The sequence below is a fragment of the Frateuria sp. sgz306004 genome (assembly GCF_057750885.1).
In genome coordinates this window covers 267,821-285,468 of record NZ_JBYLFE010000003.1, presented here as the reverse complement: position 1 = coordinate 285,468, position 17,648 = coordinate 267,821, and the positions used below count along the sequence as shown (strand labels likewise).

Sequence of the window (17,648 nt, the reverse complement as noted above, 5' to 3'; positions counted from 1 at the left end):
TCCGGCGCGGGAAAAGACCGCCTAGTGTACGTGCTCTCATCCGGCTCATGGGGACAGATTCTCGACATGCGATAAGATGAAGGGCTCCGTGCCGCCCCTTTCCAGGACCGGCAAACCCCAAGTCTAGCCTGTCCGGGCCGTACCGGACCTTTCCGCAGGACATCTTCATGACTCTCCAGTTCAGCCTTGGCTCCGCCGCTCCCGAAACCGTCCAGACCCCCTGCGTGGTGGTCGGCGTTTATGAGAACGGCGTATTCACCAGCGCCGCCGCCCGCGTGGACACCGCCGCGAACGGCGCCATCAAGCGCCAGGTCGAGAGCGGGGACATCACCGGCAAGGCTGGCAGCAGCGCCGTGCTGTTTGCCCCCGAGGGCATCGCAGCCAAGCGCGTGTTGGTCATGGGACTGGGAACGCAGAAGGGCTTCGATGGTGCACGCTACCAAAAGGTGAATGGCGAAGCCGCCCGCGCCCTGGGTCGCCTGCCGATCGACAGCGCCGTCTCCTACCTCACCGAAGTGGACGTGCCGGGCCATGACGCCGCCTGGCGCGTACGCACCGCGGCCCTGGCCGCCGACCACGCCGCCTACCGCTACACCGCCACCTTCAAGCCGCGCGAAAAGGCCGCCCAGCCGGAGCTGACCGCCATTGCCTTCGCCGCTGGCGACGAGGCCCAGGCCGGCCTTGCACAGGCCGCCGCCATCGCCGAAGGCGTGCGCTTTGCACGCGAGCTGGCCAACCTGCCGCCGAACATCTGCAACCCCGCCTACATCGCCCAGCAAGCCGAGCTGTTCGCCGCTGCGCATAGCAAGGTGAGCTGCAACGTGCTCGACCACGAGAAGATGGGTGAACTGGGCTTCGGCTCGCTTCTGGCCGTGGGCCGCGGCTCGTCGAACAAGCCCAAGCTGGTGGTACTCGAATACAAGGGCGGCAACGAGGGTGACAAGCCGTATGCCTTCGTCGGCAAGGGCATCACCTTCGACACCGGCGGCATCAGCCTCAAGCCCGGCCCGGGCATGGAAGAGATGAAGTTCGACATGGGCGGCGCCGCCGGCGTGCTCGGCAGCTTCGTCGCCACGGTCAAGCTGGGCCTGCCGGTGAACCTGGTGTGCGTGGTGCCGGCCGTGGAAAACATGCCCGATGGCGACAGCTACCGCCCGAGCGACGTGCTCACCAGCCTCTCCGGCCTAACCATCGAAGTGCTCAACACCGATGCCGAAGGCCGCCTGATTCTGTGCGATGCACTCACCTACACCGCGCAGACCTTCCAGCCAAAGGTGCTGATCGACGCCGCCACGCTCACCGGCGCTTGCGTGATCGCGCTGGGCAAGCACGCCAGCGGCCTGATGAGCAAGCATGACGACCTCGCCGCCGAGCTGGTCGCCGCTGGCGAAACCACGCTGGATCGCGCATGGCGCCTGCCACTGTGGGACGACTACCAGGTGCAGCTGGAATCGGGCTTCGCCGATGTCGCCAACATCGGCGGCAAGAACGCTGGCGCCATCACGGCCGGCTGCTTCCTCGCACGCTTCACCGAAGGCCAGCGCTGGGCGCACCTGGATATCGCCGGCACCGCGTGGGACGAAGGCCGTAAGGGCCTGGCCACCGGCCGCCCCGTGCCGCTGCTGGTGCAGTGGCTGATCGATCGCTCGGCCCACTAAGGGATCGAGCGTCGTTGGTTGGGAATGGCAAGGTCTCGCCATTCCCAGCCCCTTCCCCACTCCCATTGCCTGCCAAGCCATGCCTCGCGCCGATTTCTATTTGATCGACAAGCCGCGTTTCCGCGAACAGCCCCTGCTGCTGGTATGCGAGCTGGCCAAGCGCGCATTCGCTGCGCAACAGCCCACGCTGATCCTGGCGCGCGATTTCGCTCAGGCCGAAGCCATCGACGAATTGCTGTGGGAGTTCGACCCCGATGGCTTCATCACGCATCAGCTCGCCGGTGACGACGACGACCAGCACACCGCCGTGCTGATCGTGCCCCCGGGCGTGGACACGCTCGACCGACCGCTGCTGATCAACCTGCGCGAAGACTGCGCACCTGGTCGCTATGACCGCGTGCTTGAGGTGGTGGCCGCCGACCCGGCAGAGCGCGAGGGCTCGCGCACGCGCTGGACCGAGTACAAGCGCCGCGGCCTCGAAGTCAACAAGTTCGATATGTAAGCGCCTAAAGAGCGCCTTCCATCGACTCCGCCGCACGCACCAACTGCGCGTAGATCGCATCCATCAACTGCTCACCCGAGAGCGGCTTGCGCAGAAAGCCATCCATACCCGCCTCTCGTGCACGAGTCTCCTCGTCGCCACCCGAGCGAGCGGTAATCGCCACGATGGGCATGCGACGCCCGGGCTCCTCGCGCTGGCGGATCAGCCGCGCGATCTGAAAGCCATCGATCCCTGGCAGATCAAGATCCAGCAAGGTCACATCGCAAGGCGCATGGGCCAGTTCGGCCAAGGCGGCCAAGCCGTTGCTCGCGTAGCGCACGCGATGGCCCACGCGCTCAAGCAAGCCGCGGATCACCGCCGCCACAATGGCGTCGTCTTCCACTAGCAGCACGTCCAACCGTTCGCGCAACTCGTGCTCATCGTCTGCCAATACCGGCACAACGGGTTCCTGCGCCACAGCGAGGGGCAAACAGACATGGAAGGTGCTGCCACAGGCCACCTTCGACTCCACCTCGATACTGCCGCCCATCATGGCGACCAACTCGCGGCAAATCGCCAGGCCCAATCCGCTGCCGGCGCGTCGCTGCGGCCCGGTGATCTGCTCGAAGCGCTGGAACAAGCGTGCCTGGCTCGCCTCAGGAATGCCGGGGCCGGTATCGACGATGCTGAAGCACAGGCCGTCGTCGGTGCGCCGCACGCGCAGCGTGACACTGCCCCGCTCCGTGAATTTCAGCGCGTTGTTGGCCAGGTTCAGCAGCACCTGCTTGATGCGCAATGCGTCGCCGATCATGCGGTGAGGCAACTCGCTCGGCATCTCCACGTGGAAGCGCAAGCCCTTGGCATGGGCCTGCCCGAGTTCCAGTTGGGCGACTTCGTTGACCAGCCCAGTGGGGTCGAACGGTGCACATTCCAGTTCGAGCTTGCCGGCCTCGATACGCGCCAGATCCAGCGCGTCGTTGAGCAGTTTCAACAGCATGCTGCCTGAGCGCTGCATGGCCTGCGCGTATTCGCGTTGGGTGTTGCTGAGCGGCGTGCTCAAGAGCAACTCCGCCATGCCCATCACGCCAGTCATGGGCGTGCGGATTTCATGGCTCAGCGTAGCGAGGAACTGCGTCTTGGCCGCGCTCGCCTGCTCAGCGAGGCGACTGCGCTGTTCCGCCAATTGGATTTGATGTCGCTGGGCCAGGCGCCGGCGCCACGCCTGCAACACCAGCCATACAAGCAACGCAACGAGCACCACGTAGACGCACCAAGCCCACCAGCGTGCCCACGGCGGCGCCTGTACATGAATATGCAACGGCTTCGGCAAGTGTGCCCAGACACCATCGGCGCCTGCGGCCATGACATCCAACGTGAAGTCACCTGTCCCCAGACCAGCGAAGTCGCGCTCACCACGGCTACCGGTATCGATCCAGCCGCTGTCCACGCCTTGCAGACGAAAGCGGTAGCGATTGGCAGCGGGGTCTACATAGGAGAACACCCGCGCCTCGACGTTGAGGCTGCGATCCTTCCAGCCCAGGTACAGTTCGCCCGAGGCCGGCATGGGCATCTCACGCTTCACACCGTGGCGCAGCACGCTGATGCGGGTGATCGCCACATCCGGCGGCTTCACGGTAACGTCGATGCGATTGGGGTTGAAACCGATCACGCCACCCAGGGTGGGTGCATAGATGGTGCCGTCCGCCATGCGGCTGTAGCCGCGCAGGAATTCGCCATTGCTCAGGCCGTCCTGCAAACCCATTTCGTGGAAACGCCCATTGCGCGGATCGAAGCGCCACAGGCCGTCGCGACCGAACACCCACACGCGTCGACGCTGATCCACGGCCAGATCGACCACGTTGATGGACGGCCAGCCGTGAGCCGCATCGATCTTCCGATCCAACGCCAGCGCATCGCCTTGGTAGTGGTAGTGCTCCAGCCCGTCCGGGCGTGCCATCCACAGTCCATCGTCGGCAAAGTCGAAAGCATCCACCGCGCGATCGTTTGCAACGCCGGGTACGGGTTCGAATGCCGAATAGTCACGCGTCAGGCGCATCATGCCGCCGTCGCTGGCGTACCAGAACGTGCCATTCCTGAGCGTGATCTGGCTGCCCCAACGGGCGCGCTCGTGCGCCGACACGAAGGGCACAGGGGTCACGCTGAGGCTGTCCTGGTCTACCCGGAACAAGCCTTCGCCAAAGGTGCGCGCGTACAGCTTGCCGTCCGGCCCCAGCTCCACTTCCAGCGGATGCTTCATACCCTGATCGAGGGCCCGCACAAGGTCGAGCTTGCCTTGCTGATAGCGGTACAACGCGCCCTGCACGGTGATCCAGAGGCGTTGCTCGCGATCCTCAGTCATGCCAACCACGTCGCCACGCAAGCCCGACAACACATGCTCCACCTCGCCGGTGGATGGCTTGAGGCGGTCCACGCGGCCACGCCGCTCGCCCACCCAGATTGTGTTGTTGCCGCCTCGGGCCACGGCGGAAGCCATCGAGTCGCGCAGGCTGCGGTCATCGTCGGGCACGTGGGTGAACCGGCTTACGCTGCTCCAGCCCGGTGCCAGATAACCAACACCGCCGTCGAGCAAGGCGACCCACAAGCCGCCTTCACTGTCAGGCTGGATGTGCCATACCCACGTACCGGGCAGGTTGCCATACAGCAAGGGCTGATCGGTGACAGCCTGGATGGGCCGCCCCGCGCCGTCCTGCAGGTACAAGCCATGCTGCGTACCCACCCACAAGCGCCCGGCGCGATCGCGCGCGCTGCTCAAGATGTTGGTTTCGGGCAACTCCCCTGCACCGAGCTGCCGCGCCACATCGTCGCTGCCGATCTGGAACAAACCATGTGAAGAAGCCACACGAACCTGGTCGCCCTCACCCTCGATGCGCCAGGCATCCAGCGGCTGTTCGGGCATTTCCGGCGTGATCTGATGAATCCCACCCTTCACGTCGCGGCGATAAATGGCGCTCTCACCACCAATCCACAGCTGGCCCTGGGCATCCACAAACAAGGCCCCCACGGTACCTACGGGGCCCGTGGCGGGGCTGCTGATATCCACGTGATCGAACCCGCGCCCATCGGGCCGCATGCGGTCCAGGCCTAACGCCGTACCTACCCACAACACGCCATCGGGCGTTTGCGCCACGGACCACACTTTGTCGCTGCGCAGGCTCGTGGGGTCGTTGGGGCTGTGAGCCCAGTGCTGAAACGTGTTGGAGCGTTCGTCGTAGCGGTTGAGGCCCGCCTCCAGGCCGGCTGCCCACAGGTTGCCGCCCTGATCAAACATCAATGCGGAAATGCCATTGTTGAACAGCGACTGCGACTCGCCCACCACATGACGCAACACCTTGAAGCCCACGCCGTCGTAACGGGCGATGCCGCCCTTGGTGCCGAACCACATAGCGCCATCGGGCGCCTGTACCACGGTGTAAACGCTGCTGCTAGGCAGTCCTTCGGCCGTGCCATAGCGCCGGAACTGGGGCGTGGGCAGGGCCGCCGTAGGAGCTGGCGCTGACACTGCCACCGGCCCCGCCACCGCGCCCGCCGGTACCGGCATGCTGGTGAACAGGAAGACGCTGAGCAGCAAGGACGGCAGCATGTTCTCCCCCCCAAGGACGCCTCGAAAGCCACGTTCCCGCCGGTCGCCCCAAAAAACGGCAGGCCCGGCCATGCGAGGCCTCCCCCAAGGGGAGGATGATGCCAGAACGCGCGCAAGCACCACAGATTGTTACGGCGGTGCTCATGCTGATGATCAGCGTGGACATCCGGACGTATCCCATCGCCTGCGTCACGGCGGTTGACGACCCAAGCTACGTTCACACCCTCCAATGCCCCGCCCCTACGAATAGCGGGCCGTCCTCGCCAAGGGGCTACTGACCCCGAGCGGGCCACGCCGGTGGCGACTGCGCTTGGCAGATCGAGGCCAGCCGAGGGCTCGCGATGGAAACAATGCGTTCCTATCGGGCGGCTGGCGCGGCCACGGGCGATCCTCCATGCTTGCGACATGCCGCGTCCACACTCCTTCAACCCATGGCTTCTCGCGCTGGTGTGCACCTGGCTGACGCCCTGGTCGGCATGGGCGGCCCCGCAACTGTTTCGCTATGACACGACGCATAGCCAGATCGTTTTCAGCATCGACCACAACGGCTTTTCACGCCCGTTTGGCCGCCTGCACATCGCTCAGGGCTGGCTGCGCTTCGACCCGGACGATTGGAGCCATTCGGCGACCGAGCTGGACATCGACCTGACCAGCCTGGACATGGGCGATGCTGCCTGGAACGAGGCCGTGCTCAAACCCGCCTTTCTCGACGCCCCAGGCGCGCGCCTGGCTCACTTTGTCAGCACGTCGGTGGAGCGCACCGATAACACGCATGGCGTGCTCCATGGCAACTTGACGCTGCGCGGTGTCACCCGGCCCGTGACTTTGTCATTCACCTTCAACCGGCTGGGTGCGACGATCTACGGGCTGCATACGGTGGTGGGCTTCTCCGCCAACACCCAACTGCAGCGCGACGATTTCGGCATCACCGCCAACCCCAACGCGATCGGCCACAACGTCAGCCTTTGGCTGGAGCTGGAGGCGATCCAGGACAATCACGCTCAAACGCACGAGGAGCATCCATGAGCTTGCGCAGCCACGACCGCCAATGGGGCTCGGTCGCCAAATTCTTCCACTGGACCACGGCCTTGCTGATTCTCGGCAACGGCGTGTTCGGCCTGGCGATGGACCTGGCCAGTTCGCCCATGCAGAAGATCAACTGGCTGGCCCTGCACAAATCCATTGGCCTGACCGTGCTGGCGCTGTTCCTGCTGCGCCTGCTGTGGCGCGCCGGCGACAAGCGCCCCGCGGAAGACCCGGCACCGCGCTGGCAACAACTGGCGGCGCATGCGGTGCATGGCCTGCTCTATCTCTTCATCGTGGCATTGCCGCTGAGCGGCTGGTGGTTCAACTCCGTCGCCGGCAAGCCGCTGCAATTCTTCAAGCTGTTCAACCTGCCCGCGATCGCCGCCGCCAACCCGGACATGCGCCACCTCGCCCACAGCATCCACGAGAAACTGTTCTGGATTCTGGTGGTGGTGCTGGTACTGCACGTGGGCGGCGCGCTCAAGCATCACCTGATCGATCGCGACAACACCCTGCGCCGCATGCTCCCCTTCAGCCGCCTGCGCGCCGATGCCAGCTCCCAAGGAGATCGCACATGAAAACCCCCGCTTCCACGCTGTTCAAACCCCGCGTTCTGGCCCCGCTGCTGCTCGCCCTGGCCCTGCCGGGCTTTGCCAGCGCCGCCGACTACACCGTGCAACCCGCCGGCAGCAAGCTGGGCTTTACCAGCAGCTTCCAGGGCCAGGCCTTCGAGGGCAGCTTCACCAAGTGGACGGCCGCGATCAGCTACGACGCCACCAAGCTCGCCACCTCCAAGTTCGATGTGGACGTGGACCTGTCCAGCGCAAAGACCGGTGACAACGACCGCGACTCCGCCCTGCCCGGCGCGGACTTCTTCAACGTCGCCAAGTTTCCCAAGGCCCATTTCGTCACCACCGGCTTTCGCCAGAACGGTGCACAGGTGGTGGCCGACGGCACGCTGACCCTGCGCGGGGTCAGCAAACCGGTGAGCCTCAACGTGACCTTCAAGCCGCAGGGCACCGGCGCCACGCTCGATGTGAGCGGCACGGTCAAGCGCCTGGACTTCGGCGTGGGCGGCGGTGAGTACGCCGATACCTCGGTGATCGGCGCCGACGTGAAGGTCAACGCACACCTGGTGCTCAGCGCCAAGTAAGCGCGGCACGACGGGCGCGCCACGTGCAAGGCGTGGCGCGCCTAATGTCCAGCGATAAAGCAGCGCACGGCATCGGCGTCGAACGGCCAGTCCAGTTCGCGCCCATCCAGGCCGTCACGCAACACCGGCACGCGGGTGCCGTAGCGCGCCTCCAGCGCGGCATCGTCATCGACCCATTGGCTGTCGAAATCCGGCGCGCGCGCCTGCGCCATGACGGCCAGCGCCTGGTCGCACAGGTGGCAGTAGTCGCGTTGGTAGAGCACGAATCGCAGGGACATGGCCGCGCGACGATACCGGACGCCCGGCCCGCCGGCGAGCGCGGCGGCAGGCGGCCGCGACATTCCGCCCCGCCCGGGGACTGGTCAATGCAAATGATAATAACTATCATTTATTAATCGGGCACGCCGCCGCCATGGCCCGGGCCGCGCTCCACGCGGCCGCCAACTCCTACCTGTCGACCGAATCAAGGCTCCCCTCGATGCCGAATGCTGCCGCGTGCGCGCAACCGCGCCCCGCCCTCCGTCACCTCACCGCCGCCCTGTGCCTGGCGCTGGCCATGCCCGCCCTGCATGCGGAAGACCAGCCGCCGGCCGACACCACCACCAAACAGGTGAAGAACCTGGAAGGCGTGCAGACCACCGCCACCGTGGTGGGCGACGGCGACTCCTACACCACCCGCGCCACGGACGGCGCCACGCGCCTGCCGCTCTCGCTGCGCGAAACGCCCCAGTCGGTGAGCGTGGTGACGCGCCAGCAGATGGACGACTTTGGCCTCAACAACATCAACGCCGTGCTGGACAACACCACTGGCGTGAACGTCGAGCGCGTGGAAACCGACCGTACTTACTACAGCGCGCGCGGCTTCGACGTCACCAATTTCCTGGTCGACGGCATCGGCCTGCCCTTCGCCAACGGCCAGCAAGAGGGCGACCTGGACACCGCACTGTACGAGCGCGTGGAAGTATTGCGCGGCGCCAATGGCCTGCTTTCGTTCACCGGTAACCCGTCAGCCACCATCAACTTCGTGCGCAAGCGCCCCACCGCTGACTATCAGGGCAGCGTGGGCGTCACGCTGGGCAGTTGGGACAATCGCCGCCTGGATGTGGATCTCTCTGGGCCGTTGAACGCGTCGCACAGTGTGCGCGGTCGTTTCATTGCCGCCGGGCAGGACACCGACAGCTACCTGGACCGCTACAACCTGCGCAAGCAGGTGCTGGGCGGCATCGTGGAGGCCGACCTGGGCAGCAGCACCCTGCTTACCGCGGGCGTGACCTACCAGAAGAACAAGACCCACGGCGGCATGTGGGGCGCGCTGCCGCTGTACAACACGGACGGCACGCCCACCGACTACCGCCGCGACACCAGCACCTCCGCCGACTGGTCGCGCTGGAACGTGGCCGATACGCGCAGCTTCGTCGAACTCACCCAGGAGCTGGGTGGCGACTGGAAGCTCAAGGGCGCACTCAACTACCGCCGCATCGCCGAGAACAGCAACCTGTTCTACGTCTATGGCACCCCTGACGCGCAGACCGGGCTGGGCCTTTACGCCTACCCCTCCGCCTATGCGAGTACCGAGAAGCAGTACGTGGCCGACCTGTACGCGACGGGCCCGTTTCAGCTGGGCGGCCGCCGCCACGAACTGGTGCTGGGCGCCAACTGGGCCAAGGATGACGTGCACCAGCTCTCGAGCTATGGCCAGGGCATCGGCACGCCGCTTCCATCGCTCAACGACTGGACCGGCGACTACCCCGAGCCGCCGTTCGACGCGTCCTACGGCCACGGCGATTTCCACATCCAGCGCAAGACGCTCTACGCCACCGCGCGCTGGAGCCTGGCCGATCCGCTCACGCTGATCACCGGCGCCAGCCTGGTGCACATCGAGCAGTACGGCGCCAACTACGGCGTACCCAGCAACTACGCCAAGACTCAGACCACGCCATTCGTCGGCGCGGTGTACGACCTGACGAAGAACTACTCGCTGTACGTGAGCTACGCCAAGCTGTTCAACCCGCAGACGCAAACCGACGTGAACAACAAGGTGCTCGACCCGGTGACGGGCGCCAACCTGGAAGCCGGCGTGAAGGGCGAGTGGTACGACGGCCGACTCAATGCCTCCTTCGCGCTGTTCCGCTCGCGCCAGGATGGCCTGGCCGAATACGCCGGCCACAACATGGCCACCAATCAGGATTACTACAGCGGCATCAACGCCACCGCCAAGGGTTACGAGTTCGACGTGAGCGGTCAGCTCACCGACCACTGGCAATTGAGCGGCGGCTACACCCAGCTTGGCCTGGTCGATCCGGATGGCCATAACGTGCGCACCTATGTGCCGCGCCGCATGTTTCGCCTCGCCACCAGTTATCGATTCGACGCGGTGCCGGGTTTGAAGGTGGGCGGCACGCTGCGCTGGCAGGATCGCATCTACCGTGACCAGGGCGCGGTGGCCAGCGATGGCAGCGAAATCGTCACCCGCCAGGCGTCCTATGCGGTGGTGGGCCTGATGGCTGGCTACGACATCGGCCAGCACTGGAGCACCACCTTCAATATCGACAACGTGACCAACCGCAAGTACATCACCAGCCTGTACTGGGCGCAGGGCTTCTATTCGGCGCCGCGCAGCTACATGGTGAACGTGCGTTACACGTTTTGAGGCGGCCGATCGCCACGTATCGCGCGGCAGGCGGCATGGCGCGCGCGCCGCTCCATACGCCTGCGCACCGAACGGATCGCTGCGGCGCGGCAACCATTGCCGCGCCCGCTGCGTAGAATAGGCGGCTGTCCCCGCCCACTCTGCGTGTTTCCATGGCTGTCAGCGTATTCGACCTGTTCAAGATCGGCATCGGCCCGTCTTCCTCGCACACCGTTGGCCCGATGCGCGCCGCCGCACGGTTTGCTGAGCGCTGGCTGGAAGAGAAAGGCGTGCTCGATCGTGTGACGCGCGTGCGCGCTGAGCTGTACGGCTCGCTCGCCATGACCGGCCGAGGCCACGGCACCGACAAGGCCGTGCTGCTGGGCTTCGAAGGCGCGCATCCGGATACGGTCGACCCCGACCATATTCCCGAAACGCTAGAACGCATCCGTACCACGCATCGTCTGCATGTGCTGGGCAAGCACGAGATCGAGTTCGAGGAAAAGCGCGACCTGGTGTTCAACAAGCGCCAGAAGCTGCCGTTCCACACCAACGGCATGCGCTTTTCAGCCTATGACGCCGAAGGCCACGAGCTGGCCACGCGCGACTACTACTCGGTGGGCGGCGGTTTCGTGGTGAATCACGACGAAGCGGCCGAAGACCGCATCGTCGCCGACACCACCGAACTGCCTTACGCGTTCTCCACCGGCGACGAATTGCTGGAGCTGTGCCAGAAGCACAACCTCACCATCGCCCAGCTGATGATGGAAAACGAAAAGGTATGGCGCAGCGAGGAAGACACGCGCGCCGGCCTGCTCACCATCTGGAAGGCCATGCAGGATTGCGTCAACCGCGGCCTGCGCTCGCCGGGCGTGCTGCCGGGCGGCCTGAAGGTCACGCGCCGCGCACCGCAGATGGCCGAGGACCTGCGCGCCCAGCCGGAAGCAGCGCTGAAAGACCCGCTCACCATCCTGGACTGGGTGAATCTCTACGCGCTCGCCGTCAACGAAGAAAACGCCGCCGGTGGCCGCGTGGTGACGGCGCCGACCAACGGTGCGGCCGGCATCGTGCCCGCGGTGCTGCATTACTACTACCGCTTCTGCCCCAAGTCGGACGAAGCCGGCATCATCGATTTCATGCTCACCGCCGGCGCCATCGGCATTCTCTATAAGGAGAACGCCTCCATCTCCGGCGCCGAAGTGGGCTGCCAGGGTGAAGTGGGCGTGGCCTGCTCCATGGCCGCCGGCGGCCTCACCGCCGCGCTGGGCGGCAACGTGCTGCAGGTGGAGAACGCCGCCGAGATCGGCATGGAGCACAACCTGGGCCTGACCTGCGACCCCATCGGCGGCCTGGTGCAGATCCCCTGCATCGAGCGCAACGCCATGGCCTCGGTCAAGGCCATCAATGCCAGCCGCATGGCGCTCAAGAGCGATGGCAAGCACCGCGTGTCGCTGGACAAGGTGATCGCCACCATGCGCGACACCGGCCGCGACATGAAGGACAAGTACAAGGAAACCTCGCGTGGCGGCCTAGCCGTCAACGTGATCGAATGCTGATCAAAGGGCTCCGCCCCACCCGGCGAGGCCCCTAAAACGCTTACGCGCAACCGGCCCGCGCCGGATGCGCCACCGGCACGACGCGGAAGGGGGCGGGTTCGCCCCGGGGGCCGCGGCGGCGTTGGACTACACGCTGGATAGCCTACTTTCCAGAGCCAATTCAACCATCTGGGCGTCGTGGACTGACTTGTGCCATGACTCCCGGCGGGCTGACAGCGCCTTGACCGGTCTGTCATTATCCGGGCCTTGTGTCGCCCGGGTGGCGGCTCGTTGTTTCACTGACCCTGGGGACCTGCATGTCTCAATCTCCCATCCGCCGCGATGTCGGCCCCTTCGCCCTCATGCTTACCGGCCTGGGCTCGATCATCGGCTCCGGCTGGCTGTTCGGTGCCTGGAAAGCCGCGGGCCTGGCCGGTCCTGGCGCCGTCTGGGCCTGGGTGCTCGGCGCCGTCATCATCATGAGCATTGCGCTCACCTACGCCGAACTAGGTGCCATGTTCCCGGAATCGGGCGGCATGGTGCGCTATAGCCATTACTCGCACGGCTCGCTGGTGGGCTTCATCGGCGCCTGGGCCAACTGGATCGCCATCGTCTCGGTGATTCCCGTGGAAGCGGAAGCCTCGGTGCAATACATGGCCGGCTGGAAGTGGCAGTGGGCGCAAGACCTGTACATCCACGCGCCAGGCGGACACGGCGAGCTAACGCCACCGGGCCTGGCCATTGCCGCGGTGTTGGTCATCATCTACTTCCTGCTCAACTTCTGGAGCGTGAAGCTGTTCGCCCGCTCCAACACCGCCATCACGGTGTTCAAGCTGGTGGTGCCGGCCGCGACGGGCGTGGCGCTGATCGCCAGCGGTTTCCACACCGAGAACTTCTCGGTGGGTATCCATGGCGATACGCACGCCATCGACTTTGCCGCCGTGCTCACGGCCGTGGCCACGGCCGGCATCGTCTTCAGCTTCAACGGCTTCCAGAGCCCGGTGAACCTGGCGGGCGAAGCGCGCAACCCGGGCAAGAGCATTCCGTTCGCGGTGATCGGTTCGATTCTGCTGGCGACCGTGGTGTACGTGATCCTGCAGGTGGCCTACCTGGGCGCTGTGCCGCCGGACCTGCTGGCCAAGGCCGGCTGGCATGGCATCGATTTCAGCTCGCCGTTTGCCCAGCTGGCGATTGTCGTCAACCTGCACTGGCTGGCGATGCTGCTGTACCTGGATGCCTTCGTCAGCCCCAGCGGCACCGGCATCACCTACACCGCCACCACCGCCCGCATGATCTACGGCATGGAGCGCAACGGCACCATGCCCAAGATCCTGGGCAGCATTCAGCCCAAGTGGGGCGTGCCGCGCCCGGCCATGTGGTTCAACCTGGTGGTGTCGTTCCTGTTCCTGTTCTTCTTCCGTGGCTGGGGCACGCTGGCGGCGGTCATCTCGGTGGCCACCATCATTTCCTACCTGACGGGCCCGGTGAGCGCGATGACGCTGCGCCGCACCGCGCCGAACATGCACCGCCCGCTGCGCATCAAGGGCCTGCCGGTGCTGGCCGGCGTGGCGTTCATCATGGCAACGGAACTGCTGTACTGGGCCACCTGGCCGCTCACCGGCGAGATCATCCTGCTGATGGTGGTGGCCCTGCCGGTGTACCTGTACTACCAGGCCAAGTCGGGCTGGAAGGATTTCGGCAAGCAGCTCAAGGGTGCTTGGTGGATGGTGTTCTATCTGCCCACCATCGCCGCCGTTTCCTGGGCTGGCAGCGATAAGTTCCACGGCATGAACTACCTGCCTTATGGCATCGACCTGGTGGTTGTCGCCGTGATCGGCCTGGCGTTTTACCTGTGGGGCGTGAAGTCCGGCTGGCGCACGCCCGCAGTGATCGAGGCGGAAGCCAATCCGCACACGCACGACTGATCGCTCGGCGTTACGCAAAGAAAAAAGCGCGGCGAAAGCCGCGCTTTTTTTTGTTGCCTCAGGGCGGCTGGATCAATGCACGACGAGCGAGAGCACGTCGCCCAGCAAGGCCTGCGCCGTGACCTCGGGTCCGGCGCCCGGCCCCTGGATCACCAGCGGCTGCGTGTTGTAGCGCGTGGTGCTTAAGGCGAACTGGTTGTCGGTGCCATAGAGGCGCGTGGCCGGATGGTTGGCGGGTACTTCCACCAATCCCACGCGTGCACGGCCACGCTGGTTGAGGCGCGCCAGGAACCGCAGCGCGCCACCGCGCGCCTGCGCTTCGGCATGGCGGCGGGACAGCGGTTCGTCGAGTTCCTCCAGTCGAGCGAGGAAGGTTTCCACATCCACTCCGCGCAGGCTCTCGGGCACCAAGCTCTCCACTTCCACCTCATCCGGGCGCAGCGCAAAGCCGGCGCAGCGGGCGAGGATGAGCAGCTTACGCGCGACGTCCTGGCCGGAGAGATCCGCACGCGGATCGGGCTCGGTGTAGCCCAGCTCACGCGCACGGCGCAGCAGCGCGGAGAACGGCTGGCTGCCGTCGTACTGGTTGAACAGGTAGGAGAGCGAACCGGAGAACACGCCCTCCAGCGTCAGCAGCGCATCGCCGCAATGACGCAGCCGGCGCAGCGTGGAGATCACCGGGAGGCCTGCGCCCACGGTGGCCGAGTCGCCATAGCGACCACCTTGCGCCAACGCTGCCTGCAGGCTGCGCCAGCCGGGCAGCTCGCCGCCGGCCAGCGATTTGTTCGCGGTGACCACGTGGTAGCCACGCGCCAACCAGTCGGCGTGTCGCGCCGCAAGCTCGCCGCTGGCGGTGGCATCCACAATCACCTTCACCGCCGACGCATGCGTATCCAGCGCCGAAAGCAGCGCGGCATCGTTGCGTACATCGCCCTGATTCTTGAGTTTGTCGCGCAGGCCGCGATCCGCCAATTGCTCCGCCTGAACCTGCTGGCGACGCGAGTTCGCCGCGCCGACCAGTCGAATGGAAGACGCCGCCGGCGTGTTGAGCAACTTGAGGAAGGCGCCACCGACCACGCCCGTGCCCAGCAACACCATGGCGATGGAAGTGGCCTCCGGCTTTACCGCTGCGGACTGCGCTAGTAACGCACTCATGCGCTCACCCGACGTTTGGCCAGCGACACGGCTTCGGCGCGTGCCAACGCGGCGTCCAGATCGCGCAGCAGGTCGTCGCCATCTTCGATGCCCACTGAGAGACGTAGCAGGCTGTCGAAAATGCCGGCGGCGCGACGCGCTTCCGGCGCCATCGAGGCGTGCGTCATGGAGGCCGGATGCGCCACCAGGCTTTCCACACCACCCAGCGACTCGGCGAGCGAGAAATAACGCAGGCCATCCACGAACGCGGCGATGTGCGATACCTCGCCCTCCAGCTCAAAACTCAGCATGGCGCCGAAACCCACCTGCTGGCGCGCCGCCAGCGAGTGGCCTGCGTGGCTCTCCAGGCCGGGGTAGTAGACCTTGCGCACAGCCGCATGGCCGTCCAGACGCTCCACGATGCGAACGGCGTTCTCCTGGTGCTGACGCAGGCGCACGCTCAACGTGCGCAGGCCGCGCAAGGTGAGGAAGCTGTCGAACGGCGCGCCAGTGAGGCCGTTGCAATTGCCCCACCACTTGAGCTGCTCGGCCACAGCTGGTTCGCGTGCCACCACGGCGCCGCCTACCACGTCGCTGTGGCCGTTGATGTACTTGGTGGTGGAATGCACCACCACGTCGGCGCCGAGGGTCAGCGGCTGCTGCAGCGCCGGCGAAAGGAAGGTGTTGTCCACCACCACCAGCGCCCCCACCGCATGCGCCGCCTGCGCCACGTGGCGAATGTCGGTAATGCGCAGCAGCGGATTCGACGGCGTTTCCACCCACACCAGCGACGGCTTGAGCGCGAGCCCTTCGGCCAGTGCATGGCTGTTGGTGAGGTCGACGAACTTGACCTGGAAGCGCCCCTTCTTTGCCAACGCATCGAGCAGGCGCCAAGTGCCGCCGTAGCAATCGTGCGCCGCCAGCACCAGCGAACCGGCCGGCACCAGTTCCAGCGCCAACGCCACCGCCGCCATGCCGCTGGCCGTCACCACCGCACCCGCGCCCTGCTCCAGCTCGGCCAGCGCTTCGCCCAGCAGGTCACGCGTGGGGTTGCCGCTGCGCGAGTAGTCGTACTGGCGCTTGCCGCCCAGGCCATCGAAGGCGTAGTTGGTGGACAGATGCAGCGGCGGCACCACGGCACCATGCTGGGTATCCGACTCGATGCCGGCGCGCACGGCGCGGGTGTTCAGGCCAGGCGGGGTACAGGGGGCGGCGGTGTCGCTCATGGTGGATCTCCGTGCGTAAGGCGTCTAAAGAGGGTTCAACGACCGGCCAGCGCGTCGCGCAGCAGCGGCGCGAGGCGGTCGGTTTCCTTGAGAACGGCGTCGTGGCCGTAAGGCGACTCGACCACTTCCAGCGTGGCCGGGCCATACAGGCGGCGCTGCAGCTCGCACAGGTCGGCCAGCGGCACCAGGCGATCGGAGGGGAAGCCGATCAAGGTGGCGGGCGCGGCGACCTGTTCGGGCGTCACGTCGTGCAGGTCGATCGATTCGGACAGGGCCAGGAAGCGCTCCACGTCGAAGCGCTCGACGAAACGGCGACCGGCATGCTCCAGGTAGTCCTCCACCGGAAAGTGGAAGCGGCCATCGCGAAACTCTGGTGCCGCCTGGAAGCGGCGGGCGAATTCCTCGCTGCCGCGATAGGTGGTCATGGCGAGCTGGCGTGCCAGCGCCAGCGCCTGCTCCGGCTGGCCGCTCTGCTGGCCCAGACGCACGATGCCGCGCTGCACCGAGCGCTGCGCGGTGGCCAGCGGATGCGGACGATGCGCCCCAGCCAACAGCACCAGGTGGCCCAGCGCGTAAGGGTGGCGCGCCGCAAAGGCCAGGCCGGTCATCGCACCGTAGGAGTAGCCGACGAAGGCATGTACTCGGCCAATGCCGAGCGCTTCCACCAGAGCAGCCAGAGCGTCGGCCTGATCCTCGCTGGAGACGGCCGAGGCATCGCCCAGGTCGGCGGGGGTGAGCCAGTCGATGGAGAGCACACGGTAGCGATCCAGATCCACCGGGCGACCGGCGCCGACCTGGTCCTGCCACCAGCCAGCCGGGCTTTCGCCATCCAGGGCCACCACGTCGCGATGGGCCGAGATGCCGCCCTGCACGATTACGGTGGGCGCATCCGGCGCGCCGCACCAGAGATAGCGCACGTCCACTTCGCACGGAGCGCTGCCGTACTTGGCGGCAAGGGTAAGTCGACGGGTGCTGCGCTGGGTGGTGAGGTCCGGCCGCATGGCGCCGGTCGCCGCTAGGGAGGCGGTGACGGCGGGCGGGACGATTTGCGGCTGGCTGCACATGGTGGCTCTTCTCCGGTCGGCATCGACCTGCGGACCGGAGATGAGAGCAATACACAGCCTGCGGGATCGCGGCGGTGTGGTTTTGCCCTCATCTCGCGGCTGGCGCCGGAAGCGCCGCCGCAGGAATTGGCACCGTTGCGGAACTGCTCCGCAGGTTGCCCCGGCTTCAAAGGGCCTGTCCCTCCGCCGGTCTCGATGAGTAGAGGAGAATCTAGC

General features: G+C 66.0%; 13 protein-coding genes and 1 riboswitch. Of the genes, 8 read left to right on the top strand and 5 right to left on the bottom strand.

All coding sequences use genetic code 11. The features are described 5' to 3' along the window. The first annotated feature begins 167 nt into the window (after positions 1 to 167). Together AC3G2C_RS07515 and AC3G2C_RS07510 are read left to right on the top strand one after the other, a co-directional pair. The gene (locus AC3G2C_RS07515) at positions 168 to 1,658 is read left to right on the top strand and encodes a leucyl aminopeptidase (protein WP_488384010.1); all 1,491 of its coding nucleotides are present in this window, start codon (positions 168 to 170) and stop codon (positions 1,656 to 1,658) included. 79 nt (positions 1,659 to 1,737) lie between these two features. Beyond that, positions 1,738 to 2,160 carry a DNA polymerase III subunit chi gene (locus tag AC3G2C_RS07510; protein ID WP_488384009.1) on the top strand — a complete coding sequence of 141 codons (423 nt, stop codon included), beginning with the start codon at positions 1,738 to 1,740 and terminating at the stop codon, positions 2,158 to 2,160. Positions 2,161 to 2,164: 4 nt separating this feature from the next. On the opposite strand, the gene AC3G2C_RS07505 is transcribed toward AC3G2C_RS07510, so the two are convergent. Continuing rightward, positions 2,165 to 5,740 carry a hybrid sensor histidine kinase/response regulator gene (locus AC3G2C_RS07505; protein WP_488384008.1) on the bottom strand — a complete coding sequence of 1,192 codons (3,576 nt, stop codon included), beginning with the start codon at positions 5,738 to 5,740 and terminating at the stop codon, positions 2,165 to 2,167. Positions 5,741 to 6,145: 405 nt separating this feature from the next. On the opposite strand from AC3G2C_RS07505, the gene AC3G2C_RS07500 reads away from it, so the two are divergent. From AC3G2C_RS07500 to AC3G2C_RS07490, 3 genes are read left to right on the top strand one after another with little or no spacing between them, the layout of a single operon-like run. Continuing rightward, positions 6,146 to 6,766, top strand: coding sequence for a YceI family protein (locus AC3G2C_RS07500; protein ID WP_488384007.1), 621 nt, complete (start codon positions 6,146 to 6,148; stop codon positions 6,764 to 6,766). Further along, a complete protein-coding gene (locus AC3G2C_RS07495; RefSeq protein ID WP_488384006.1) occupies positions 6,763 to 7,344 on the top strand; it encodes a cytochrome b in 582 nt (193 codons plus the stop codon). Before AC3G2C_RS07500 ends, AC3G2C_RS07495 begins: the two co-directional genes overlap by 4 nt. Beyond that, on the top strand, positions 7,341 to 7,919 hold the full coding sequence (locus tag AC3G2C_RS07490) for a YceI family protein (protein WP_488384005.1): 579 nt from the start codon (positions 7,341 to 7,343) through the stop codon (positions 7,917 to 7,919). Before AC3G2C_RS07495 ends, AC3G2C_RS07490 begins: the two co-directional genes overlap by 4 nt. Before the next feature lie 41 nt (positions 7,920 to 7,960). Here the strand turns inward: AC3G2C_RS07490 and AC3G2C_RS07485 are convergent, their stop codons facing one another. Further along, positions 7,961 to 8,197 carry a glutaredoxin family protein gene (locus AC3G2C_RS07485; protein ID WP_488384004.1) on the bottom strand — a complete coding sequence of 79 codons (237 nt, stop codon included), beginning with the start codon at positions 8,195 to 8,197 and terminating at the stop codon, positions 7,961 to 7,963. A gap of 200 nt (positions 8,198 to 8,397) precedes the next feature. Between AC3G2C_RS07485 and AC3G2C_RS07480 the strand changes: the two genes are divergently transcribed. The 3 genes from AC3G2C_RS07480 (at position 8,398) to AC3G2C_RS07470 (ending at position 14,008) form a co-directional block, all read left to right on the top strand. Further along, the gene (locus AC3G2C_RS07480) at positions 8,398 to 10,569 is read left to right on the top strand and encodes a TonB-dependent siderophore receptor (RefSeq protein WP_488384003.1); all 2,172 of its coding nucleotides are present in this window, start codon (positions 8,398 to 8,400) and stop codon (positions 10,567 to 10,569) included. Positions 10,570 to 10,721: 152 nt separating this feature from the next. Beyond that, on the top strand, positions 10,722 to 12,104 hold the full coding sequence (locus tag AC3G2C_RS07475) for an L-serine ammonia-lyase (RefSeq protein WP_488384002.1): 1,383 nt from the start codon (positions 10,722 to 10,724) through the stop codon (positions 12,102 to 12,104). A gap of 296 nt (positions 12,105 to 12,400) precedes the next feature. Further along, on the top strand, positions 12,401 to 14,008 hold the full coding sequence (locus tag AC3G2C_RS07470; RefSeq protein WP_488384001.1) for an APC family permease: 1,608 nt from the start codon (positions 12,401 to 12,403) through the stop codon (positions 14,006 to 14,008). Positions 14,009 to 14,080: 72 nt separating this feature from the next. On the opposite strand, the gene AC3G2C_RS07465 is transcribed toward AC3G2C_RS07470, so the two are convergent. From AC3G2C_RS07465 to metX, 3 genes are read right to left on the bottom strand one after another with little or no spacing between them, the layout of a single operon-like run. Beyond that, on the bottom strand, positions 14,081 to 15,163 hold the full coding sequence (locus AC3G2C_RS07465) for a homoserine dehydrogenase family protein (RefSeq protein ID WP_488384000.1): 1,083 nt from the start codon (positions 15,161 to 15,163) through the stop codon (positions 14,081 to 14,083). Continuing rightward, positions 15,160 to 16,368 carry a cystathionine gamma-synthase gene (gene metB, locus AC3G2C_RS07460; RefSeq protein WP_488383999.1) on the bottom strand — a complete coding sequence of 403 codons (1,209 nt, stop codon included), beginning with the start codon at positions 16,366 to 16,368 and terminating at the stop codon, positions 15,160 to 15,162. The genes AC3G2C_RS07465 and metB overlap by 4 nt, the downstream gene beginning before the upstream one ends. Positions 16,369 to 16,403: 35 nt before the next feature. After that, on the bottom strand, positions 16,404 to 17,432 hold the full coding sequence (metX, locus tag AC3G2C_RS07455; RefSeq protein ID WP_488383998.1) for a homoserine O-succinyltransferase MetX: 1,029 nt from the start codon (positions 17,430 to 17,432) through the stop codon (positions 16,404 to 16,406). An 85-nt stretch (positions 17,433 to 17,517) separates the two neighbouring features. Continuing rightward, positions 17,518 to 17,634: riboswitch (SAM riboswitch) on the bottom strand. Between the last annotated feature and the right edge of the window lie 14 nt (positions 17,635 to 17,648).